This is a genomic window from Flavobacteriales bacterium (assembly GCA_025210295.1).
GTDB lineage: Bacteria > Bacteroidota > Bacteroidia > Flavobacteriales_D > Parvicellaceae > S010-51.
On sequence record JAOASC010000046.1, the window covers coordinates 33,257 to 56,658 of the forward strand.

18 protein-coding genes are annotated in these 23,402 nt (G+C 34.6%); 10 read left to right on the top strand and 8 right to left on the bottom strand.

Annotated features, from left to right (window positions below):
• Nucleotides 1–17: 17 nt before the first annotated feature.
• The 3 genes from N4A35_14095 to N4A35_14105 all read right to left on the bottom strand — a co-directional run bounded on the left by N4A35_14095 (nt 18) and on the right by N4A35_14105 (nt 4,045).
• A complete protein-coding gene (locus N4A35_14095; protein ID MCT4582543.1) occupies nt 18–2,102 on the bottom strand; it encodes a hypothetical protein in 2,085 nt (694 codons plus the stop codon).
• Nucleotides 2,103–2,187: 85 nt separating this feature from the next.
• Nucleotides 2,188–3,489, bottom strand: a complete 1,302-nt coding sequence (locus N4A35_14100) for a PKD domain-containing protein (GenBank protein MCT4582544.1) — start codon at nt 3,487–3,489, stop codon at nt 2,188–2,190.
• Nucleotides 3,467–4,045, bottom strand: a complete 579-nt coding sequence (locus tag N4A35_14105; GenBank protein ID MCT4582545.1) for a sigma-70 family RNA polymerase sigma factor — start codon at nt 4,043–4,045, stop codon at nt 3,467–3,469. Before N4A35_14105 ends, N4A35_14100 begins: the two co-directional genes overlap by 23 nt.
• Nucleotides 4,046–4,245: 200 nt before the next feature.
• On the opposite strand from N4A35_14105, the gene N4A35_14110 reads away from it, so the two are divergent.
• The 3 genes from N4A35_14110 (at nt 4,246) to N4A35_14120 (ending at nt 7,550) form a co-directional block, all read left to right on the top strand.
• Nucleotides 4,246–5,169, top strand: a complete 924-nt coding sequence (locus N4A35_14110; protein MCT4582546.1) for a hypothetical protein — start codon at nt 4,246–4,248, stop codon at nt 5,167–5,169.
• Nucleotides 5,170–5,275: 106 nt separating this feature from the next.
• Entirely contained in the window at nt 5,276–6,202 is a 927-nt protein-coding gene (locus tag N4A35_14115; GenBank protein MCT4582547.1) for a malate dehydrogenase, read from the top strand.
• A gap of 76 nt (nt 6,203–6,278) precedes the next feature.
• Nucleotides 6,279–7,550, top strand: coding sequence for a DUF2851 family protein (locus N4A35_14120; GenBank protein MCT4582548.1), 1,272 nt, complete (start codon nt 6,279–6,281; stop codon nt 7,548–7,550).
• Between the two features lie 27 nt (nt 7,551–7,577).
• Here N4A35_14120 and N4A35_14125 read toward each other — a convergent pair whose 3' ends face one another.
• The 4 genes from N4A35_14125 to N4A35_14140 form a co-directional block, all read right to left on the bottom strand.
• Nucleotides 7,578–8,498, bottom strand: coding sequence for a pyridoxal-phosphate dependent enzyme (locus N4A35_14125; GenBank protein MCT4582549.1), 921 nt, complete (start codon nt 8,496–8,498; stop codon nt 7,578–7,580).
• 24 nt (nt 8,499–8,522) lie between these two features.
• The gene (locus tag N4A35_14130) at nt 8,523–11,009 is read right to left on the bottom strand and encodes a gliding motility-associated C-terminal domain-containing protein (protein ID MCT4582550.1); all 2,487 of its coding nucleotides are present in this window, start codon (nt 11,007–11,009) and stop codon (nt 8,523–8,525) included.
• A gap of 107 nt (nt 11,010–11,116) precedes the next feature.
• Complete coding sequence (locus tag N4A35_14135) at nt 11,117–13,384, bottom strand: T9SS type A sorting domain-containing protein (protein MCT4582551.1); 2,268 nt, start codon at nt 13,382–13,384, stop codon at nt 11,117–11,119.
• Nucleotides 13,385–13,429: 45 nt separating this feature from the next.
• Nucleotides 13,430–14,323 carry a PASTA domain-containing protein gene (locus tag N4A35_14140; protein MCT4582552.1) on the bottom strand — a complete coding sequence of 298 codons (894 nt, stop codon included), beginning with the start codon at nt 14,321–14,323 and terminating at the stop codon, nt 13,430–13,432.
• A gap of 195 nt (nt 14,324–14,518) precedes the next feature.
• Here N4A35_14140 and N4A35_14145 point away from each other — a divergent pair, with 195 nt between their 5' ends.
• The 6 genes from N4A35_14145 (at nt 14,519) to N4A35_14170 (ending at nt 20,209) form a co-directional block, all read left to right on the top strand.
• Nucleotides 14,519–15,490 (top strand): D-alanine--D-alanine ligase, encoded by a 972-nt coding sequence (locus N4A35_14145; protein MCT4582553.1) that lies wholly within the window; start codon nt 14,519–14,521, stop codon nt 15,488–15,490.
• Nucleotides 15,491–15,561: 71 nt separating this feature from the next.
• Nucleotides 15,562–16,416, top strand: a complete 855-nt coding sequence (locus N4A35_14150) for a phosphatidate cytidylyltransferase (GenBank protein MCT4582554.1) — start codon at nt 15,562–15,564, stop codon at nt 16,414–16,416.
• 95 nt (nt 16,417–16,511) lie between these two features.
• Nucleotides 16,512–16,862, top strand: coding sequence for a hypothetical protein (locus tag N4A35_14155; GenBank protein ID MCT4582555.1), 351 nt, complete (start codon nt 16,512–16,514; stop codon nt 16,860–16,862).
• A gap of 73 nt (nt 16,863–16,935) precedes the next feature.
• On the top strand, nt 16,936–17,382 hold the full coding sequence (locus N4A35_14160; protein MCT4582556.1) for a dCMP deaminase family protein: 447 nt from the start codon (nt 16,936–16,938) through the stop codon (nt 17,380–17,382).
• Between the two features lie 22 nt (nt 17,383–17,404).
• Nucleotides 17,405–18,979 (top strand): S41 family peptidase, encoded by a 1,575-nt coding sequence (locus N4A35_14165; GenBank protein MCT4582557.1) that lies wholly within the window; start codon nt 17,405–17,407, stop codon nt 18,977–18,979.
• Nucleotides 18,980–18,988: 9 nt separating this feature from the next.
• Nucleotides 18,989–20,209, top strand: coding sequence for an FtsX-like permease family protein (locus N4A35_14170; protein MCT4582558.1), 1,221 nt, complete (start codon nt 18,989–18,991; stop codon nt 20,207–20,209).
• Nucleotides 20,210–20,265: 56 nt separating this feature from the next.
• Here the strand turns inward: N4A35_14170 and N4A35_14175 are convergent, their stop codons facing one another.
• On the bottom strand, nt 20,266–21,525 hold the full coding sequence (locus N4A35_14175) for an NAD(P)/FAD-dependent oxidoreductase (GenBank protein MCT4582559.1): 1,260 nt from the start codon (nt 21,523–21,525) through the stop codon (nt 20,266–20,268).
• Nucleotides 21,526–21,698: 173 nt separating this feature from the next.
• On the opposite strand from N4A35_14175, the gene N4A35_14180 reads away from it, so the two are divergent.
• A complete protein-coding gene (locus N4A35_14180; GenBank protein ID MCT4582560.1) occupies nt 21,699–23,384 on the top strand; it encodes an FAD-dependent oxidoreductase in 1,686 nt (561 codons plus the stop codon).
• Nucleotides 23,385–23,402 lie beyond the last annotated feature (18 nt).

The following is a 23,402-nucleotide window of genomic DNA, read 5'->3' on the forward strand; positions in this document are numbered from 1 at the left end:
AATAGAATTAAAACTAGTTAATTCTTAATAATATTAGAAGATTTATAGACTTTACCATCAACCAATAACGTAAGCACATAATTGCCTATAGCTAGATTTTCTAAGGAGAATACTAATTCATTAGTACCTGCCTTTCCATCTCTTTCCAATATTAAAGCAACTAAAGCTCCTTTGTCATCATATAAATATGCTTCTAAATGACTTTCTTTTTTTAATTCAAATTGTAGTGCTACCCAATCTGAAGATGGGTTAGGATACACAAGTAGCTCTTCATTATTATCGGCAAAGGGAATGATAATTTTAACTTCCTTTTGGCAACCTCTACTATCTGAAACTATTAACATAATCGAGTCCCCCACACATACTTTATCTTTAGATAGCTCTCCCTCTTCTCCATTCCACATTATAACATATGGGGCAAGACCTCCCTCAACAGATAAATCAATCACTTGTTCACAAAGCCCCTGATCTGAATTGATTTTATAGCTAACTTGTAAACTTGAAGTATCAGGACTCATGAGTTCAATTCCATAACCTGTATTCAGCTTATTTGATTTTGCAACATAGCCAAAAGCCAACACATGTCCTGGCTTATGATACATCCTCTGTAAACCATAATAATCCCCCCAACGTTCATAGGTACCACTCAACCTATTCACATAATTTTCTCCTTCTTTCAAGGTTATTACATCCGAATAGGTTAAATTATTATCACAATAGACAGCAGCCATTCCTGGAAAATCTGTAAATGAGGAATAATTAAAGCCTATAATCACCTCTTTGTCACAGGCTTCATTTCCACTAAAAGCAATATTGGGATAGCCATAATCCTTAATAGAATCACCTATAATACTCCCTGTCACTTGAGGGGACGTTGACAATGAAGAAACCACCCCATGGTACACACCGCAAAAGCCAGTTTCAGGATTTCGAGTATTTCCTACAAACTGAATTTCATCGTTGATCTTTATTGCTCCCAAGACTCTCGCATCATTGGTTTGCAGTCCACTTGTTACATCTGAAGTATCGGTATCTTGTTGTCTAGCATTAGGTGGCACTCCATAGCTTGTATTAGATTGATAAACATTGATATCTAAATAACTAGAATCCGAAGTACTTTCAAGCGCTAAAACAAAAATAGAATCATTCAACACATCAAAATTTCTATTGGACAGAAAATACATTTTATCTGCAATCCCTTCTGCCCCTTGAACAGCATGTAAATTTCGAATATACTGCCCCTCATACTTGATATCACTATACAAATTAGAAGTTAAACTATCAACTCCCTCATATCCTTGCGCAGTTGGTACTTCCCAAATAATTGAACCATCAAATCCAGTTTGCCAAGGTTCATCTGGAACAATCAAATTCCCTGTAAAATATAACTTATCTTTGGTAATTGCTATTGTTGGAAAATCTGTCCATCTATTGTTATCCAATGGATTCCCGGGTAGATCATAAACATTCCAAGGATCATTAGGATTATTTGTTGTAGAAAAGCATAAAATAATACGATTGGTTTCTGGATCTGAATTCTTCAACAAAGCCAATATAAATCGATCAGCTAAGGGGTCATATATCACTTTCGGGTCAAAATAATGCCCTCCAGTTACTCCGTTAGAAAATTGAGACAATGAAATTCTATAATTAGAAAAAATTGCTGTATCCGTATTCAAATCATAGGCATACACAAAAGAATTAATTGATGCCACAACTACCCCCTCATTTGAAACGGCAACAGTATTATCATTCGGAATTCCTCCATATAAATGATAAGCAACCCCGCTATTCGTATAACGAATTAAATCAAAATCTTGTCCAAAGCTTAACTGAGCACTGTTTTTATTGACAGCTTTTTTAACCACCGCTTTTTGCTTAAAATACGTTTTAGCATGCTCTTTTTGTCGTAATAAAAATGATCGATAACTAGCTCCATCAGGAGATGGCTCTTCTAAATTATATAAATTCACAAAGAAGTCTTGCTCGACGTTTTCTGGTTGAAAAACTGTTTTTTGCTCAGATTTTACAGTATATTTTACCTGGCACACACCGACCAATGTAATCAGTTGAGTAAGCACAATTAAGCTCCACTTATTCATATCAAAAAATATTTGAGTAAATATAAACAAAAAATGCCAATCATTAGATTGGCATTTAAGAAGCTATAAATGTAGCCTAAAACAGTTATCTTCTAATTAAAATTGTTCCGGTATATTGTTCTTTCTCCCCAGCTTCATTAATAAGGTTAACAATCCAAACATAATTCGTTTCAGGGCAGTCCATACCAGTTTTTTGATTCTTACCATCCCATGGTCTATCTAAACTTGTTGACTCAAAGACTATTCCCTCAGTTCGACTTCTAATCACCATTGTAAAATTACAATTCATAGATTTTAACGCTTCTGGGATGAACAAATCATTTAATCCATCTCCATCAGGAGTAAACGCATTAGGCGCTAATAAATTATAATCATCTTCTACAAAAACACTCTTTTCTACAATTGACTTACAGCCATGTTCATTCGCTACTTCTAACATCACTTTATAGTTCCCTCTTTTCTTGTAAACTGTTGAGGCTTCTAATTGATTTGACGTTTTTCCGTTACCAAAACTCCAAAAAACCTCACCGACTTCATCTCCTACAGCAGTATAGGAAATTGTGGTAATCCCTTTATTTATTTCTTTGTCAGCAACAATTTCCAAAGTTGGGTCATCATAGACCGTAACCAAAACTGATCCTGAAGATTTTTCCATAATCTTGTCGTCCAATGTAGACTGCACAATCAAATCAACCTTGAATTTACCTGATTGTGTATATTTGTGAGTAGGCTTAAGCTCTGAACTGTAAGTTCCATCTCCAAAGCTCCATAAATACTTTACATTCGGTTGCTCGTTGGCCTCAAAATCGACCATTAATCCTTTACAACCCGTTAAACCAGAAGTAACTTTGAAGTCTGCTATTGGCCTATCAATGATTACTTCATTAACTTGATTCAAGTCGTTCTTTTGAGTGTTTGAAGAAGAATATTCAGGTAATGAAGCATTCTGTGGTGGTTGGTGGTTATTATCCACTTCATTACCTGCTTTGTTCTTCTTACTTATGGTTTCACTTGCTATATTTTTATTCTCTTTTAATTCATTTTTTACAACTTCAGATGCTACCTCTTTAGTTGTTATTACAGAAGTACTTGATTTTTCTTCAACAGTAGACCCAGACACTTCTGTATTTTTTTCAACCAGTTCTACAAGCTTTCTATCCTCTTCAACAACATTATTTGAAGAAGGGTAAAAAGCGTATGTACTCAGTCCTAAAACAGCCACAGCAGCCCCACCTAAAAACCACTTACTTTTATAGAAAGGTTTTGGCGAGAGCGCATCCAATCGCTTTGACAAATCATTCCAATCAGAAGAGTTGTAAGCAACTTCTTCTGTAGAAAGCGTTTCTTTCACAAATTGTTCAAAGCTATCTAATTTGTTTGTTTCCATTTTTTAACTTCTTCATTAATAATTTCTTTACATTGGCTTTAGCTTTAGCTAAGTTCGATTTTGATGTACCAACACTTATTCCAAGTTCATCTGCAATCTCTTGATGAGAAAACCCTTCCATAATGTATAAACTAAAAACCATCTTATATGCAGGCGATAAACTTCCTATAGCCTCTTGGATATCTTTTGTACTGATTCCCTCATATTTAGTTGTTGGCTCTTCTTCATACCAATGTTCATTATCTTCTATTCTAGACTCATCCTCAATTAAAAATTCATTTTTGTGCTTTCTATAATGATCTATTGCCGTATTTACAATTAATCTTCTGACCCAGCCACCAAATGAACCATTAAAATCATATTTATCTATTTTTTCAAAAACCTTGATAAAACCATTTTGCAAGATATCTTTTGCTTCTTCAGAGTTTTTAGCATAACGCTTACAAACTGGTAACATCCTACCATAAAACATTTCATAAACCTTTTGCTGGCTCAGTCTATGTCTCTTTTTGCATCCTTCTATTATTTTCTCTAACTCTTCTTGCTCAAGTTTCATCTTAGTTGCTTTAATGACGAAGCTATCTTTAGGGGGTTGCTTGTTTTTATTAAAAAACTTGCCAAATATATATAAGTTATGTTAATTAACTCATTAATTGAACAATAAACCCTCTAACAACAAATAGTATATTGCTTAATTTATTTATACTTTAGACCAATAAACAAAACACTAACACGTTAAAGATTAAAACACTGACTATGAAAAACACCATATTGTATTCACTAATTTGCCTCCCTCTTTTGATTACGGGATGTAAAAAGAAAGGTTGTACTGACGCTGCTGCAACCAACTACGACAATGCAGCTCAAAAAGATGATAATTCTTGCGTATACCCTATCGAAGAAGCTGTTCCACAGCTTATCATCAAACTTCGATTTGATTCTACTCAGGCACGTTTAGACAACTTTGGACAACCTGCTACTATTCCCAATGGCAACTCCGCTCAATCACCGATATTCCATGGAATGAGCGCTCACTATATTGAATTAGCCCCCAATCAATATACTCAGCTAGGAGACGGAGATATCATCTATAAAGGAGAAGAAACAACAACTGGAGGAAGTAATGCTGTTGATTTTAGTAAAGCTATTACTAAAGGAAATAATGAAGTTTTCACTTCAATTCCATTAAGCGAAATCACACCTAATACTTATCAATGGTTGAGAGTCTCATTAACCTATCAAAATTACGACATTAAATACCGTTATAACAGTATGAACTTAACAGGAAGATTAGCTTCCTTTGTAGGCTTCAACACCTATATCAGTTCTTATACCATTGACAACCAAAATGTTGTTGTAAATGGCAATAAGCTTCAGGGGTATTGGGGATTTGAAAGTGTAGGACAAGTGCTAGAAGGGCAATCTCCTTCAACTACAGTTCCTAACCCTCTTTCTGCCACCTCTCCAGTACCACCAGGTTCCTGCGTGGTAACTGGTGATTTTGACATTCCTTTTACAATTACTGGAACTGAGACTGAAGACATTGAATTAATTATCTCTCTATCAACCAACAACAGTTTTGAGTGGAGTGATGTCAATGCTAATGGTGTTTATGAACCTGCTGCAGGAGATACGGTTGTAGATATGGGGTTAAGAGGACTTGAGCCGATCATCCAGTAAACACATTCACAGACAGATTAATAATGAAATAGATACCTATAATTAGGCAAAGATTTATTACCTTAGTGCCAGAAATTTTTAACCATAAAAAACAAAAAATATAATTATGAAAGTAACGGTTGTAGGTGCTGGAGCTGTAGGTGCTAGTTGCGCAGAGTATATCGCGATGAAAAATTTTGCTTCTGAGGTAGTTATCCTTGATATTAAAGAGGGATTTGCTGAGGGGAAAGCTATGGACTTAATGCAAACAGCTTCTTTAAACGGGTTTGACACTAAAATTATTGGAAGTACAAACGATTATTCTAAAACTGCTGGAAGTGATGTTTGTGTAATTACATCTGGTATTCCTAGAAAACCAGGAATGACAAGAGAAGAATTAATCGGAATCAATGCAGGTATTGTAAAATCTGTTTCTGCAAGTTTAATCGAACATTCTCCTAATACAATTATCATTGTTGTTTCTAATCCTATGGACACAATGACCTACTTAGTTCATAAAACAACGGATTTACCTAAGAACAAAATTATTGGAATGGGTGGAGCTTTAGATAGTGCACGTTTTAAATATCGTTTAGCAGAAGCTTTAGAATGTCCTATTTCTGATGTTGACGGAATGGTTATAGGTGGACACTCTGATAAAGGTATGGTTCCATTAACTGCTAAAGCTACTAGAAATGGTGTTTCAGTTTCTGAATTCTTAACCAACGAGCGTTTAGAGCAAGTTGCAGCAGATACTAAAGTTGGAGGTGCTACATTAACAGGTTTATTAGGAACTTCTGCTTGGTATGCTCCTGGAGCAGCTGTATCTGAATTAGTTAAAGCAATTGCACTAGACTCTAAAAAGATGTTCCCTTGTTCTACGTTATTAGAAGGAGAATACGGATTAAATGACTTATGTATTGGTGTTCCTGTATTATTAGGAAAGAACGGTATTGAGAAAGTTGTTTCTATCGAACTTTCAGATGCTGAAAAAGCTAAAATGCAAGAAAGTGCCGAAGGTGTGAAGAAAACAAATGGTTTATTAGAATTATAAAATTCAATAAATTTATTATACTTTTGGAAGGAGGATGCTTATGTATCCTCCTTTTTTATTGAAAAAATCCCCCACCATGAAAGAAGACTATCTCCACTACATTTGGAAATTCCAAAAGTTTAACCCCAGCTATTTAAAAACATCAGAGAATGAAACCATCATTATCAAAAAAACAGGATATCATAATGCAAATGCAGGACCTGATTTTTTAGAAAGCAACCTCATTATTGGAGATACTGAATGGTTTGGAAATATAGAAATCCATGTAAAAGCTTCTGATTGGAATAAACATCAACATCAAAACGACAAAGCTTATAACAATGTTATTCTCCATGTGGTTTTTGAAAATGATTTATTAATCAAAAATGAAAATGGAGAAAAGATCCCAACCCTAATCCTAAACTCGATACTTGACCCCAAACATTTTCTCCAATATAAACACTTTATTAATAACGGCTTATCCATTCCATGCCAACGACAAATCAACACCATAGATCCGTTCATAACTAATAGCTGGCTTGAGCGTCTTGCGATAAATAGACTGGCTCAAAAAACGCATTTGATACGAAAAAAACTAAATCAATATAAAGGTGATTGGAACCAAACCTTAATTCATTTTTTAATGCGTTATTTTGGGATGAAAGTAAATGGAGATGCCATGGCTGATTTGTCTACCAAAACTCCTTTATTATACATCAACAAAGAACGATACAACCTACTAAACCTTGAAGCGCTATTATTTGGACAAGCAGGTATGCTAAATACTTCTGAGATCAAAGCCCCTTACTTTCTTTCACTAAGAAAAGAATACCTTTTTATTAAACAAAAATATCAACTTAATTCAATGAAACTTACCAATTGGAAGTATTCAAAACTTAGGCCACCCAACTTTCCTACAATCAGAATTGCACAATTAGCACAATTACTATACTTAAACCATGAACTATTTGAACACATCAGAGCATTTGCTAGTGTAGAGACCTACACTAAACTCTTAAAAGTGACACCAAGTAGCTTTTGGTCTACGCATTATACATTTAAGAAAGAAAGTAAAACAACCAAAAGTACGGTGGGTAAAATGTTTATACACCATCTTATTATCAACGTTATAAGCCCCATTAGTTTTACCTATGGAAAATCTATTAATGATGAGCGGTACTGTAACTATGCTACAGAATTAACTACCAATCTACCAGCAGAAAGCAACGCTATTATCCAAAACTGGGAAAACATTGGCCTTTTGGCTAAATCTGCAATGCAATCACAAAGTTTAATTGAACTATATGCTAACTACTGTCAGCGTAAAGAATGTTTAAACTGTGCAATAGGAATTCAAATTTTAAGATAAGACTCGTTTTCAACAACGACTTATTCCTTATGCATCATAGATTGAGCGCTTATATCTTTTTTCAAAACCAGCAATCCCTTGTAGTCCACCTGTATGCACAACTACAATTTTTGATTGTTTCGGGAAATAATCTTTTTGGACAAGATCCATTAAGGCATAGAACAGCTTACCTGTATATACTGGGTCAGTTTTTATTGCTGTCTGCTTATAAAAATCTTGCATAAACGTTATCAACTCAGGTTGATACTTAGCATAACCTCCAAAATGGTAATCTGTATGCAACTCTATTCTATGAGTATGAGCGACATCTTCTCCCATTAGTTTATAAAAACTGTTTACTTCTTCCTCTATAAAACTTCCTCCTTTTAATACGGGAATACCTATAGCTTTTTGATAAGGAGATAATGCTAAACTGATTCCTGCTAAAGTTGCTCCAGTCCCACAGTCGGTTAGAATCACATCAAAATCCAATGTTATCTCATCAACAATATCTTTACAACCTAAAACACCTTCAATATTTCCTCCTCCCTCTGGAATAATATAAGCACCATTAAACTGCTCTTTTATACGCTTTATAAATGACTCTGAATGTTTTTCCCTATAAGCTGTTCTAGAAATATAATGCAGTTGCATTCCCAGCTCTTTTGCTCTAGATAGTGTAGGGTTTAATACCTGCTGTTCCTCACCTCTTATCACTCCAAAAGTCGGTATTCCAAAATCAAAACCTACCTTAGCTGTAGCTAAAATATGATTAGAATATGCTCCTCCAAACGTTAAAATTGAACGATAATTCCCTTCTTTAAAAGCTTGGATATTGTATTTCAATTTACGCCATTTATTCCCCGAAACCTCATCATGAATTAAGTCATCTCTTTTCACCCAAACCTCAATACCTTTCTTCTCAAACAAAGGATGTCGTAATGGATGTAGAGGAGAGGGGATTTTCATTCTTTTTGTATAGAGAACCAGGCTTTATTTTATCAACTGAATAGCCCCCTCATACGTTTGGGTGGAATCGTTAACATAATCCACTTCAATAACATAATAATAAGTTCCTGAATTATGATTTCCACCATCCCATGTCGCACTTAATCCATTTAACTCTGTTACTTTTCTTCCCCATCTATTAAAGATTGCGCCTCTCAAATCTTTTCCATTAATTGTTGCGATTTTGAAGACCTCGTTTACACCATCTCCATTTGGAGTGAAGACATTAGGTATAACCGCTGCTGTTGGCAACTCTCCATTGACGATAATAGTTTGAGTAGCCATAGCAGTACACCCTTGCTCTGTAACAGTTAATAACACATTATATTCTCCTGGAAGTAAAAATGTTTCTGTTGGGTTCTCAAGAGAACTATTATTTCCATTATCAAAATCCCATGTATAAGCAACACCTTGGCTATTGGAAGTAAAAGCAACCTCAAAAGGAGAATCACCAATAGAATCTTGAACGAAGATGTCTGCTGAAACAGTAACGACATTATAATTATAATTGACTGTTTCTGTACCACAATAGTTTTGAATTGACACTGAAAAATTAGGCGTATTTCCAGTATATGTTTGTCCGTTACTCCCATCACTCCATGTATAAGTGCAACTTTCACAAACATGGCTAGTTAAATCTACGCTATGCACTTCATTACTATCACAACTATTCAATGGAGACGGCACACTAACTGGTTGAGGAGCGGCCATTTCATAAATAATTACTGTTGCTGAATCAGTACCACACCCTGAAGTTCCAACCACTGTATAATTTCCACCCGAAGTGATGGTTAAAGGGTTATTGGTTGAAACTCCTCCATTCCAAACATAAGAACTAGCCCCACTAGCAGTTAATACCACATTCTGACCTGTACATAAGGTATCATCTGAAACATTGATCGACACATTAGGAGTTCCATTGATATTGATTAACAAACTATCATAAATAGTATCATTACAACTCGAAACGACTCCTCCATAAATATAAAAGGCACTTGAAACGGAGTTACTAACGGTCATTGTCGTAGTTGTTGTTCCTTGACTCGAGAAAGTTCCCTCACTAGAATTCCAAACTATACTTTGGTAATCCCCCTCAACAGTTGCTGTTAAATCAATCGTCTCACCTCCGCAAACCGAATTAACATTACTTGAAATATCTATGGATAAAATTCCCGCTGGAACTTGGCAACCTAAGTTATCATAAGTAGGTGTTCCATCTGCTGAAAAAACGACGAATGCTCCATCTCTATCAGCAGAACTACCACCTGTTGTTCCATTCTGGTTCACCAATTGATCTCGCTCATAAGAAACCACATCAGAACAACCAGATGGGTTTGAAAAAGACATACTTAATGTTCTTGTTCCTCCTGATGAATTATAATTCGCAAAATGTCCTCCTGTTGCTGTCGAATTTTGAAAGATCACAACTAAAGTATCATTTAAATTCGCAAACGAATGTGCTGTTGGATCAAAATTATAACTGGTTATCAGTAACACTTCACTACCAGCAGGCAACACACCTCCTGTAGGCTCAATTAAATGACCACATCCTTGTATTGTTGAGTTAACAGTTGCAACTTGTTGAGCTGTTTGAGTATTTTGAATAATACCTCCATAAGAATTACTTGGCCAATTTACGGTTAAATCTGCCACATTTAAATCCTGGCTTCCTACTCTAAAAGTAACCATTTCATTTTGCCCCTCAGGGGTTCCACAAGCATCAACTAAAATCTTTTCTATTTCGAAACATGTTGCTTCTTGTACGCTAACATCCTCTATATAGTAATAAGCATGATCTCCACCAGTTTGTATATTAGAAGCAACACCAGTTGTACCAGAAGTTGTATTATTTGGATCATTAAAATTACCAATAATCATATACTGTTCCCCTCCACTAGCGACAAAAGATTGTCTGAACAAAACCCAATTTGAAGTATCATTCAAAGGCGTTCCACTAACTGAAACTTGAGGAACAAAACTTAAAGCTGTACTTTGTTGTAAATTAGTAAATGTATTAGAAAAATAGGCTCCTAACTCCTCCACATAATGTGTAGAAGCGTTTGATAAACTCCAATAAAACTCTACTTCATACTCTGTCCCAGCAACCAATGGAGCTGTTAATTGAACTTGCAAATATTCTCTATAATCATCTTCAAAAGCAGGTAAGGGAGGAAAGTTAATCACTTCATTACAAATAATCCCTCCATAAGCGTTACCAGATCTTGCTTGTTGATACCCCATGATATTAGATGGCACACTTAAAGATGGTAAAGGAAAACCTCCAGTGTTACATGAGTGAAAATAATCTGCAGATGAAGTATCAGGATTAGTCCAACCTGTCGCATTTGTTATTTGACCTGGACCAATAGGACAACCTGTAAACGTTTCAAAATCTGAATTGGGGACTAAATTTTGTCCAATAAATAGATTAGCAAATAGTAACACACTAACTATAGCAATAATTGACTTCATTCTTATTTTTATTTTGAGACTGCAAAAATACTGAAAAGGTTGCACAAAAAAAAAGCCCTCGCTAATAAGAGTGGCTTTTTATATTGTTATTTAATCTCTAGGTAATACTATCTTAAAATTAGCAGCTTCTTTTTGGTTAAAACTACACCTTGTTCATCTTTGAGCACACCAATGTAGTTCCCCTCAGCCAAAGTATTGACTTGAATTTGTTGACTAGCTCCTATAAATTGTGCATTATAAACCACTCTGCCATACATATCATATAATTCGATACTTCCATTAATCTCTTTATCTATTTCAAAAGTCACATGGCTTGAAGAAGGATTAGGATATACTCTTACATTTGATGCTTCTACTTTTTCATTCATTGACAAGAAAGAATCATAAGATGTTTTAAAAACTGGTCTCATCATTAAAGAACCAGAAAAACTTGTATTGGACCAGTTGGTTCCTAAATTGTAAAATATTTTAGCACTATTATCTATATTTTTATCAAACCCTATGTTTAAACGATCTGAAGAGGACTGTTTCCAACCAATGTAGTAAGTTCCTGAGACAACAACTCCCTCTGGCAAAATATATTCATAAAAACTATTATTCCCCCAATTATAATGCGGCCTGAATGTTACTGGTAAATTTTCATCATCTGTTGTATAAATCAACTCACCCGGCTGACCATTATTGTCGTCCCAAATCTGTAAAAAGAATAAACTATTACTCACATCATTAACTGATGAAACGAAATGCATATCGATTGATTTTAATGTATCCTGAATTCCATTGGGTAATGTAAACTTATAAGCCAATTCAGCCCCATTAGTAACCAATCCGAAAGCTGCTTCAGCAGAACCATCATCATAAGCATAATAATCATGAAAAATTTGATCCGTGACAATAGTATCATTATCCGTTAATCGTTCAGGAGTTGTATTGGTACTCAATGTATATTGAACATTAAAGATCAAACTCGTATCAGCATGTGCTAAAATTGTATCAAAATAAAATGTTGATGGTAAATCATAAGACATATCAAAATTACTAAAAGCTCCAACATTACCAGCTGTATTCACATAGGGAACATTATCAACGAGTGTTGATTCATACAGCAGATCCATACCACTTGGCTGAATAATTTTAGCTTGATTTAATGAATTAAACGTTTCTACTTCTACAGATGTTTTCAGCAGTCCATAAGGATCCGTTTCGTAGTGATACCAAGGCATGGAAGTGTAGTTTTTTAATAAGGACGGGGCAGGATATTGAAAAGCCCAATCATTCATTTTATTATCATCTATGGTTCTAAAGTCATCCAGAATAACATAATCAATATGCCAATGATCCAAACTTCCTGTTAATGTTCCGTAATTTTTAAAACGGAATTGAAACCCATTTTGTAGGTAAAAAGATTCAGTAATAGGAATCATCACAACCTCAAAATCATCTTGTGGAACTCCTGGGGATACCCAAACTGAAGTCCATGAAGCAAATACAGGTGACCAAAATTCCAACACTAAAGAATCCTCTTCTTCAGGAGCCTCTCCTAGCCCAGTCGTCTGAAATGCAAAACTTAAATAAATAGAATCAGCATCGGTATAATTTCCTCCACCAACTTTAGTCCCAAGCTGTATAGGTTTGGAAGTTAAATAATCTGCAATACCTTCCGCTGATGGTGATGACCAATCATAAGGATACCCATTGGCATTTAGTCCATCAAAGGTAGCAACGCCTATTGACAGTGGATTAATCGGATAAGTATTGTTTCTATAGACATAACTATCAATCCATATATCGAAAGAATCTTCTGGTAAAGGTGCTACAAAATAAACGGTTGACGAATCTTGAAATAAATCTGGAGCTTGCTCAACTAAAATTAGATCAGGAGCGCTTCCTGTCCATAAGGAGTCATAATAATTGTGTGCAGGCCAAACCTCTGTATTTTGAATCGTTATTTCATAATTATCAATATCGTACACATCTACAAATGTTGATGGAAAAGGTGTTTTCGAAACTAAAATAATGGAATCAAACCCAGAACCAGGAACAGTATCATAGGTATAGGTAAAGGTTGTATCAGTCATGTATGTTGTCCCCATTGGTTCCGCTACCCCACCAACATTCAATCTATACCAAGTAGTATCAGACACATGAGCATCAGCGGTATCTGCCGTATATTTTTTGAATTTATCTTTTGAAAAATCATCAATTAAAGGCAGTTTAATCGTATCTATAGCATAAATAAAGTCATTGTGAATTGCTCCTGTTTTCTCATCCAAAGGCTCTAATAGGGCGCTATTATATCTCAAGGGAGCTAATTCTTCCTGCGCTACAGCGAAAAGAATTATGAATATCAGGATTATACTACTTAATAATTTCATTAAAAATTAGTTTTAAACTATAGAAACGCTAAAGATCTATTTTTATTATTCTGTCTTGGTAGTATCTTGTGCTGGCACTCCTTTCTCTGCAATTAAATAGATGGTAGAACCTGTTTGAATCATACCTTGAACCAGATTTCTTGGATGAGGATTTTGAATCGACACCACAAAATTTAAAGAATCTTCTGCAGTAATATTGTCTCCATCATACTTCACTTCTACATTTAAACCAGCTAAAGAAAGAACTTGACTTGCATCAGCGACCGTTTTATTCACCACATTTGGTAAAGTAATTGGAACTCCCCCACCTCCATTACCATGGATCACTTCTATTCTTTCTCCTTTTAAAACTCGATCTCCTTTCTTTACTATTTTTCCATTATGACGCAATTCTAAGACATAGTCATCCTTACTTGCTTTTGGTGTAAAAAATGGTTTAAACCCTAGCATCTCCAGACGCACCTTAGCAATTTTCTTTGAAACTCTAAAATCTCCTGTTAAATCAGGAATTTCTTTATACTCACCAGATTGCTTAACAATAGTGACATATATTTTTCTATTGGGCTTTACAAAAGAAGAGTAACTCTCAGAATTAGGCAATGGATCTTGCCTCAACACTGTTCCTCTAGGGAAATCATCTGAATATACCGAGTCACTAATCACCACTTGAATCTGATTATCTTTTGCTAATTGTTCAATATCGTTCACACTTGTTCCTACAAAATTAGGTACGGGTAATTTAACACCATGATTCGTATATGAATCTAAATATTTCAATGTGAAATAGGGCACTAAAAACAATACTAAAAGCGCTAGCACCAAATTAATTAAAAACGTTTTACTAAATACAAAACGGAAAAAAGGCTTAATACTTTTTCTGAATAGTACAATCAAAAGCAACACAACTACAACTACACCTATCGATAAAAACTTTAACATTATAATTGATTAATTTTTCAAAATCTAAACGAACAAAGATATTTATTTTTAGCATTCTTATTCCCTATAGTATCTAAATCTTTTAAATAATTGTACAATTCTTAACACAGTTAACTGTTCATAAAATCAGTTCACCTTATGTAATTAAGTTTTCCCTGTTTTATATTTTTGGTTATTGCCAAAAATGACATTAAAATGAAAACAGTTGCGATTATTGAGGGAGGCCATAGTCACGAAGAGATCATATCGAGAAAAAGTGCCCAAACAATCTTTAAAAACATTGACCGTAAACATTTTTCACCAATCAGAGTTTCCATTGATGAAAAAGGATGGTTTGCTATTCTAGATCAAAAAGAATACCCCATCGATAAGAACGACTTTTCATTCACAGTTAATCATCAAAAGCAACATTTTGATTTTGCCTTCATTGTTATTCACGGAACACCAGGGGAAGATGGAAAACTTCAGGCTTATTTTGACTTACTGAATATTCCTTACAACACCTCATCGCAACTCATATCAACGCTAACATTTAACAAGTTTGTCTGCAATCAATTCTTACAAAACTTTGGAATAAATGTAGCTCAAGCTAAACTCGTGAGAAAAAATGAGAGTTACAACAAGACAGCAATCATTAATGATTTAGGACTTCCTTGCTTTGTAAAACCAGCTGACGGAGGTAGCAGTTTTGGGATTACCAAAGTAACAAAAGAGGATCAATTAGATGAGGCGATAAAAAAAGGGATGATTCATGGCACTCAAGTCATTATAGAGTCTTTCCTCTCAGGACGAGAAGTTACCAATGGAATTTTCCTATCTCAAAAAGGTTATCAAACACTACCTATTACAGAAATTGTAACGAATAATGATTTTTTTGATTTCGATGCCAAATACAAAGGTGAATCTCAGGAAATCACTCCTGCTCCAATATCAGAAGAGCTCACAAAAAAAATTAAGCAAACCACCAAAAAAGTAGCCGAAATACTGCACCTTAAAGGTATTGCTCGAATTGATTATATTATTGTTAACGACTTACCTTTTTTGATTGAAGTCAATACTGTTCCTGGGATGGCAGCCGAAAGTTTAATCCCACAAATGGCAGCATTGGAGGACATCAAATTAAGTACTTTAATTACAGAAGTAATAACAGTAAATAGCAACCTGTAAACCAAGTACTCCAAAACAAGTTTATTTTTTTATGTACATTTGCGGCTTTTATTAAACCTAAATCAATTATTTTGAACGATTTAACGAAACGTATTATAACGGGAATTTTATTTGTTGTTGTTTTATTACTCGCAATAACTACCAATAAATACACCTTGGCAGGTTTATTCTACATTGTTTCTATGGCAGGCCTCTATGAGTTTTACATGTTAATGGAACAAGTTAGCTTTAAACCTAAAAAAAGTGCCGCTATGATAGTAGGCTCTATCATCTATGGGATCATTGTAATGTATAGTTTTGGGGAGTTTAACTTTGCCTATTTATTATTTATCTTTCCTTTATTAGTTACTTTAGTTGCTCTAGAATTATTTAGAAAAAGTAAAGATCCTGTTACTAACATCGCTTTTTCGGTGATGGGCATTTTATATGTAGTAATCCCACTAGCTATCCTTAATTTTTTTGCTTACGATCCGACTTACTACAATGAAATGGACATTAATACTAATAACTATTCAAGTTTGTTATTAGTCGGTTTCTTTGTTATTCAATGGGCTAATGACTCTGGTGCATATTTATTTGGCTCGTTATTGGGAAAATACAAATTATTTGAAAGAATTTCTCCCAACAAAACATGGGAAGGGTTTTATGGAGGTGCTATATTAGCAGTTATCACAGGTATTATCTTTGGACAATTCTTTGATGGCAAAACCATTCACTGGATTATTGTTGCTTTAATTATTGTAATATTTGGGACTTTAGGTGATTTAACAGAATCTCAAATCAAAAGAAGTTGTGGAGTTAAAGATTCAGGAAACTTATTACCAGGACATGGAGGAATTCTTGATCGATTTGATGGGGTGTTATTCTCTGCTCCCTTTGTATTGGCCTATTTACAGTTAGTTTATCTACAATTAATTAACAACTAAGAAACACTTTTGTAATAAATTAACAATAATATTTCCAACTTTTTATTATTTTCGCCGTATAAAGCGTATATTATTTACAAACAAAAATAACCACTATGAAAAAGTTCTTATTAGCATTTGGTATCATCCTAGCATTAGCATTTACAGTAACAGCTGCAACTTCAAACTTCAATCAATCGCATGAAACTGCTGTTTCTTCTGACCAAGATGGAGACGGAGATAAATGCAAGAAAAAAGATTGTAAAGGGAAAAAGGATTGTGCAAAAAAATGTAGCAAAGGAGATACAGCAGCGACAAAGTCTTGTTGTAGTAAAAGTGCTTCAAAAAAAGCATGCACTGGGAAAACTGAGTGTAAAAAAGGAGAATCTAAAAAAGCTTGCACTGGGAAAACAGAATGCAAAAAAGGTGACGCTAAAAAAGCATGTGCTCACAAAGAAGCGCACTAATATTAACGTTTTTTAAAACTTACTGAAAGCCAATCATCTAACATGATTGGCTTTTTTTATCTATTTTTATCGCGTGAAAAAAGGAGAAGACAAAAAAAAGCAAGAAAAATTCGACAAAGCCTACTTAAGAATGGCTAAAGAATGGTCTAAACTATCGCATTGTGAACGTAAACAGGTTGGAGCATTAATTGTTAGTGGAAGAAGAATTATTTCAGATGGTTTTAATGGTACGCCAACAGGGATGGATAATTGCTGTGAAGATGACGAGGGCTACACCAAATGGTCTGTATTACATGCTGAAGCAAATGCCATTTTAAAAGTAGCTTCAAGCACTAACAGCTGTGAAGGAGCTACACTATATGTTACTTTGTCACCATGTAAAGACTGCTCAAAACTAATTCACCAGTCAGGTATTAAACGTGTTGTGTTTATTGACAGATATAAAAATACAGAGGGGATAGAATTCTTAGAAAAAGTTGATGTAGAAGTTGTTCAAATTCAAAACCCTGTAGAAGACTAACCTATACCAAACGTACTATTTCATGAAGTCTTATTTAATTATCACACCTTTACTTATAGCACTTTGCTCTGCATTAGCTTACTATGTTGGCTCAGGAAAATTTATTTCTCAAAAAAAAGTCATCCAACAGGAAGAAGTTTCAAAATTAAACCATGTATTAGAACTTATTGAAAACAGATATGTTGACTCGGTAAAGAAAAATGAACTTATTGAATTAACAATAAAAAATATGCTTGCTGAACTAGATCCACATTCAGCATACATTTCAGCCGTCAATACTGAAGTTGAAAATGAAAGGTTACAAGGTCATTTTGGTGGTGTTGGAATTCGCTTTATTGTTCTACGCGACACCTTAATGGTTACTAACATTATCAAAGGAGGTCCATCAGATAAAGCAGGGCTATTGGCTTCTGACCGAATTATAGCCGTTGATGACTCTGTAATTGCTGGAGTTGGTTTGGCAATCGAAAATGTACATAAAAAACTCAAAGGTAAAAGCGGCACCCCAGTACACCTTACGATTCTTAGAGAAGGAACTGAAAAAGAGATTGATATTATCCGAGGTCAAATCCCTCTTCCTTCAATCAACGCTTCTTACCAAATTACAGATGACATTGGATATATTAAAATCGATAATTTTTCTAACAAAACAGGCGTAGAGTTTGCTCAAGCATTAGGAAAGTTAAAACGAAAAGGAATGACCAAATTAATCCTTGACCTTAGACATAATGGAGGCGGATACATGCATACGGCAGTAAATGTAGTTGATGAATTCTTACCAGATGGAAAACTCATTGTCTATACCCAAGGACTACACTTAGACAAAAACGAAACCTTTGCCAGTGCCTATGGAAATTTTGAAAACAATGCTGTAGTTGTTCTCATTAACAGCTCTTCTGCTTCTGCCAGTGAAATTGTAAGCGGAGCCTTACAAGACAACGATCGTGCAACAATTATTGGAAGACGTTCATTTGGAAAAGGTTTGGTTCAACAACCAATGATTTTAGAAGATGGCTCTGAGATGCGCTTAACTGTCTCTCGTTACTACACTCCTACAGGAAGATGTATTCAAAAAGCTTATGGAGATGGTATCGATTACCACTCTGATATTATGGAAAGGTATGAAAATGGAGAACTACAGGAATTGGATAGTTCTCACTTTGAAAACCTAGAACAATTTACGACCCCAAAAGGTAAAATTGTATATGGAGGAGGAGGAATTATGCCAGACATCTTTGTTCCTATTGACACCACTGGTTCTTCGCTTTATTTAACGAGCTTACTCTACTCTTCTGCATTCAGAAATTTCTGCTTCAATTACATTGATAAAAACAGAAAACAATTACGTTTTAACGACGTTGAAAACTTTAATAAGAACTTTAAAATAACAGAAGAGTTGTTAAATCAATTTACTGATTTTGCTGAAAAAGAATACGATATTCCAAAAATTATAACTGAATTTCAGCACTCTAAAGAACGGATAAAAATTAATTTAAAAGCTGAAATTGCAACTTATCTATTTGATGTAAGTACTCGTTCTTTAATCAACATCCCTTTTGACAAAGACATTCAAGAGGCTTTAAAACAACTTAAATAAAATCTTATTTTGAATACAGCACTATACATAGCTAAACGGTACATTTTTTCTAAAAAATCGCATAGTGCAATCAACATCATTTCCCTTATCTCTGTTTTGGGAATCTTTATCAGTACCACAGCAATGATTATTGTACTTAGTGCTTTCAATGGTATTGAGGGGCTTGTTGAAAACCTATTTAGCTCTTTTGACCCTGCCTTAAAGATCACTATTAAAGAGGGAAAAACCTTTGATGAAAATCAAATAAATATTAATCAACTTAACAAAATAGAAGGCATCTCTTCTGTTTCAAAAGTAATTGAAGAAATCACAATGCTTAAACATGGAGATCAATGGATCACTGCAACTATCAAAGGTGTTGACTCTATTTTTTTTGATGTTTGTAATATTTCTTCGGCTCTAATTGAGGGGGAGACCACTTTGAAAAGTAATGGTTTTGAAAACACCATTATTGGGTTAGGAATTCAAAATCAACTACAGGTTTCAAGTGACCCTCGCTACAGCAATACACTCACTGCTTATGGACTACTTCGAAACAAAAAACTATCGAAGAATAATCGAAAAGCTTTTAAGCCTTTAATGTTAAATGTAAGCGGTGTTTTTTCTATTAATCCTGAATTTGATAATCAATACATTATCACCTCACTTGACTTCACAAAAAAACTTTTAGAGTACGATCATTCTATTACCGCAGTCGAAATTGGACTCCATAAAGATGCCTCGTCAAAAGAAGTTAAAGAGCAAATCACTGCTACCTTAGACGATAACTTTGTGGTTAAAACTAGATATGAACAAAACGAACTCATTTTTAAAACCAATCAGACAGAAAAATGGATGGTCTTTTTAATTCTAGGATTCATTTTAATCCTCTCTACATTTAACATTATTGCTTCAATAAGCATGTTACTATTTGACAAACAAAAGGATATCAAGACCTTAATAAGCATGGGAGCAACCCAACGATTTATTCAACAAATTTTCTTTTTAGAAGGATTATTTATCAACTTTCTAGGTGGAATCTTAGGAATTATTGTTGGATTAGGCATTTGCTTTCTTCAAATTAAATTTCATTTGGTCAAACTTCAAAACTCAGTAATTGACTACTGGCCTGTTGAAATTGAAGCAAAGGATCTTCTACTTGTTTTCTCTACGATTATCATTATTGGTGTAGTTTCTTCCTATCTTCCGGTAAAATACTTAATCAGAAAACAGTTTAGTAAAAGCTTTTAAATAAAAAAAGTGGCGACATAAACCTGCAACCACTTTTTACTTATCAACCCTAACAATTAATCCATCATTTTCCCTTTTAGCATTTTGTTCCAATACAAATAAGGCAACCCGTATTTTTTCAAATACCACATACTCTTTTTCTCTTTAGATGTATCTACAAATTTGGTTAATACAGGATCACTCATTCTTACATTATTATAGCCAAATTCTGCCAACAACATTTTTCCGTATCCTGTAACTAAAGGACAAGAAGAATAACCTTTATATTTTTTATTCCCTAACCCTTTATTATCCATAAGGTGCAAGATATTTCCCACGACTACAGGAGCTTGTTTTCTCAATGCTGCCCCTGTTTTTGCAGTTGGAAGAGCCGCTGCATCTCCTACACCAAAAACATTCTTGTATTTTTTATGTTGCAAAGTATTAATATCAACATCTATCCACCCTGCTTCATTACTAAACGGCGATGCTTTAATAAAATCAGGAGCCGATTGTGGCGGTGCTAAATGTAACATATCAAAAGGAATAACCACATGCATATCACCTGTCACTTTTTCATCTATTTCAGGGTCCTCATTAACGACACATTGATTATCTCCTGTAGCTGCTAATTTAAAATGTGCTTCTTTTTTCTCCCCATCAATTTTTGTAATCGCATAATGAAATTTTGTAACAATTTGTTTCTTTTGAACAATTCTTTCTAACTCTTCTTTAAATGGATGCACTCCAAAAATAACACTCCCTGGTGAAGCAAAAATAACATTGGTCTGCTCCCTTACTTTTGACTTTACAAAGTGCTCCTCCGCTAAATACATGATCTTTTGCGGAGCTCCACCACATTTAATTGGCGTTGTTGGCTGTGTAAACAAAGCATTTCCTCCTTTAAAGTTTTTAAGTACTTCCCAAGTGTATTTAGGATCTACATAATTACTACAGACTCCATTTCTACCTATATTTTCTTTTAATCCCTCTATTCCATCTAAATCAATTTGAATACCTGGCGATAAGACCAAATAATCGTAAGTAACCTTTTCTCCACTACCTAAAGTAACTTCATTTTCTTCGGGGTTAAAAGTCACTGCTTTATCTTTAATCCAGTTCACTCCCTTGGGTATTACTGACGCTTCACTTCTTATTGTTTTATCGTAATCATAAGCATTTGCCCCCACTAAAGTCCAAGCAGGCTGGTAAACATGTTTTTCTGAAGGTTCAACTACTGCTACATCTACTGATGAACGCTCTTTTATCAATTTAGAAGCAGTCATTAATCCTCCTGACCCTCCTCCTATTATTAAAACTTGGTGATGTTTAGACATATTAAAATGTGTTTTTATGTTTTAGTTAGAACACCCAATTTATGGAAAGCAATAGAAGATCGCTGTTACAAAAGTTACACAAAAGGCTTTTTCCCTCTTAGATTTTGGATATATTGGTTACAGTACAAACCAATAGTCCTTCTTACTTTTGCTGAAGAACAATATGTAAACGAATGAAAAGAATAATTGTAATAGGAGGACTATCTGCTGGACCATCGGCGGCGGCCAAAGCAAGACGAGAGAATGAAGAAGCTGAGATTATTTTGTTTGAAAAAGGAGCAAACATTAGCTATGCAACATGTGGAATGCCATACGCACTTTCTGGAGTTATTGAAAACAGAGAAAAACTCATCGTTGTTAAACCAGACTTAATGAGAGAACGCTTTAACATCAATGTTAAATTAAATGAAGAAATTATCAAGGTAGATAGCAAAAATAAAGTTGTTTATAGTTCAAAGGGAGACTATGAGTACGACAGTTTAATTTTTGCTACTGGCGCACGTTCAATCGTTCCTCCGATAAAAGGAATTCAAGAGTCGGACAACTGGTCAACTTGTAGAACCATGGGAGATTTCGACAAAATATCGAAAGAAGCCTTACCTGAAGAAGCTCAACACATTACTGTTATTGGAGCTGGCTTAATTGGAGTTGAAGTTGCTGAAAACTTGATTGAAGCAGGAAAAAAAGTTACATTAATTGAAGGTGCTAACGAAATTTTACCAATGTGGGAAAATAAGTTTGGATACTTTGCTAAAAGTGCCCTTGAAGAGAAAGGTATTGAAGTCATTACCAATACACTTGTCAATACATTTGAAACCACTAATAACAAAATAAAAAGCATTAAGATTAGTGACACCAAACACATCAAAACAGATTATGTAATTATGAGTATAGGGATAAAACCTAACACAGAATTACTGATTAATGAAGGGGCTCAACATATTGCTAATGGAGCTTTAATTGTCAATGAAAGAATGGAAACCAGTCTCAAAGATATTTATGCTGCTGGCGATAACGTTTCCATAAAAAACTTACAAACCAATGAACATGACTACTTCCCTTTAGGAACGCATTCGAATAAAGGAGGAAGAACTGCCGGGGCCAATGCTTCAGGGCTTAATCTAAGTTTCAAAGGCGCTTACAAAACTGCTATCATAAAAGTGTTTGATTATACCTTAGCTAGAACAGGGATGAACTCCAGTGCTCTAACTAAAGCAGAGATTCCTTTTAAAACCGTTCTAACCATCACTGGATCTACACCGAGTTACTACCCAGGACAAACCGATTTGATTACGGAAATTTATTATCATGCAGATACTAACGAAATTTTAGGAGCTGAACTATTTGGTGAAATAGGAGTTGACAAAAGGATTGACGTATTGAGTACTGCTATATTTGCTAAACTAAAAGTCCATGACTTAGCTCAATTAGATTTAGCTTACGCCCCTCCTTTCTCTCCTGCAAAAGACCCGCTTGTTGTAAGTGGTTTTGTATCAGAAAATATCTCTTCTGATAATTGTAACCAAATTAGCGTAGCAACTTTCGACGATTACATCTCTAACAATAAAAGCGATTCCTACACTTTACTAGACGTTAGAAACGAGCATGAATTTCTTGATGGACATCTTCCAGAAGCGCTTAATATCTCACTTCCTAAATTGAGAGAAAATCTTGATATTTTGGACAAAACCAAACCAATTATTCTCTATTGCCAAAAAGGACTTAGAGGCTACATTGCTCGCCTCATCTTAAAACACAACGGATTCAATCAAGTTTCAAGTTTAGCAGGGGGATATAAATTATGGAAAATGTTAAACAAACCTGTTGTCATTCCAGAAAGTATTCACACTCCTAATTAACTAAAAAAGCACTTTAAC

Coding starts and splice junctions, on each gene's coding strand:
- N4A35_14095 (MCT4582543.1), bottom strand. CDS start 2,102: ATGAATAAGTGGAGCTTAATTGTGCTTACTCAACTGATTACATTGGTC.
- N4A35_14100 (MCT4582544.1), bottom strand. CDS start 3,489: ATGGAAACAAACAAATTAGATAGCTTTGAACAATTTGTGAAAGAAACG.
- N4A35_14105 (MCT4582545.1), bottom strand. CDS start 4,045: ATGAAACTTGAGCAAGAAGAGTTAGAGAAAATAATAGAAGGATGCAAA.
- N4A35_14110 (MCT4582546.1), top strand. CDS start 4,246: ATGAAAAACACCATATTGTATTCACTAATTTGCCTCCCTCTTTTGATT.
- N4A35_14115 (MCT4582547.1), top strand. CDS start 5,276: ATGAAAGTAACGGTTGTAGGTGCTGGAGCTGTAGGTGCTAGTTGCGCA.
- N4A35_14120 (MCT4582548.1), top strand. CDS start 6,279: ATGAAAGAAGACTATCTCCACTACATTTGGAAATTCCAAAAGTTTAAC.
- N4A35_14125 (MCT4582549.1), bottom strand. CDS start 8,498: ATGAAAATCCCCTCTCCTCTACATCCATTACGACATCCTTTGTTTGAG.
- N4A35_14130 (MCT4582550.1), bottom strand. CDS start 11,009: ATGAAGTCAATTATTGCTATAGTTAGTGTGTTACTATTTGCTAATCTA.
- N4A35_14135 (MCT4582551.1), bottom strand. CDS start 13,384: ATGAAATTATTAAGTAGTATAATCCTGATATTCATAATTCTTTTCGCT.
- N4A35_14140 (MCT4582552.1), bottom strand. CDS start 14,323: ATGTTAAAGTTTTTATCGATAGGTGTAGTTGTAGTTGTGTTGCTTTTG.
- N4A35_14145 (MCT4582553.1), top strand. CDS start 14,519: ATGAAAACAGTTGCGATTATTGAGGGAGGCCATAGTCACGAAGAGATC.
- N4A35_14155 (MCT4582555.1), top strand. CDS start 16,512: ATGAAAAAGTTCTTATTAGCATTTGGTATCATCCTAGCATTAGCATTT.
- N4A35_14165 (MCT4582557.1), top strand. CDS start 17,405: ATGAAGTCTTATTTAATTATCACACCTTTACTTATAGCACTTTGCTCT.
- N4A35_14175 (MCT4582559.1), bottom strand. CDS start 21,525: ATGTCTAAACATCACCAAGTTTTAATAATAGGAGGAGGGTCAGGAGGA.
- N4A35_14180 (MCT4582560.1), top strand. CDS start 21,699: ATGAAAAGAATAATTGTAATAGGAGGACTATCTGCTGGACCATCGGCG.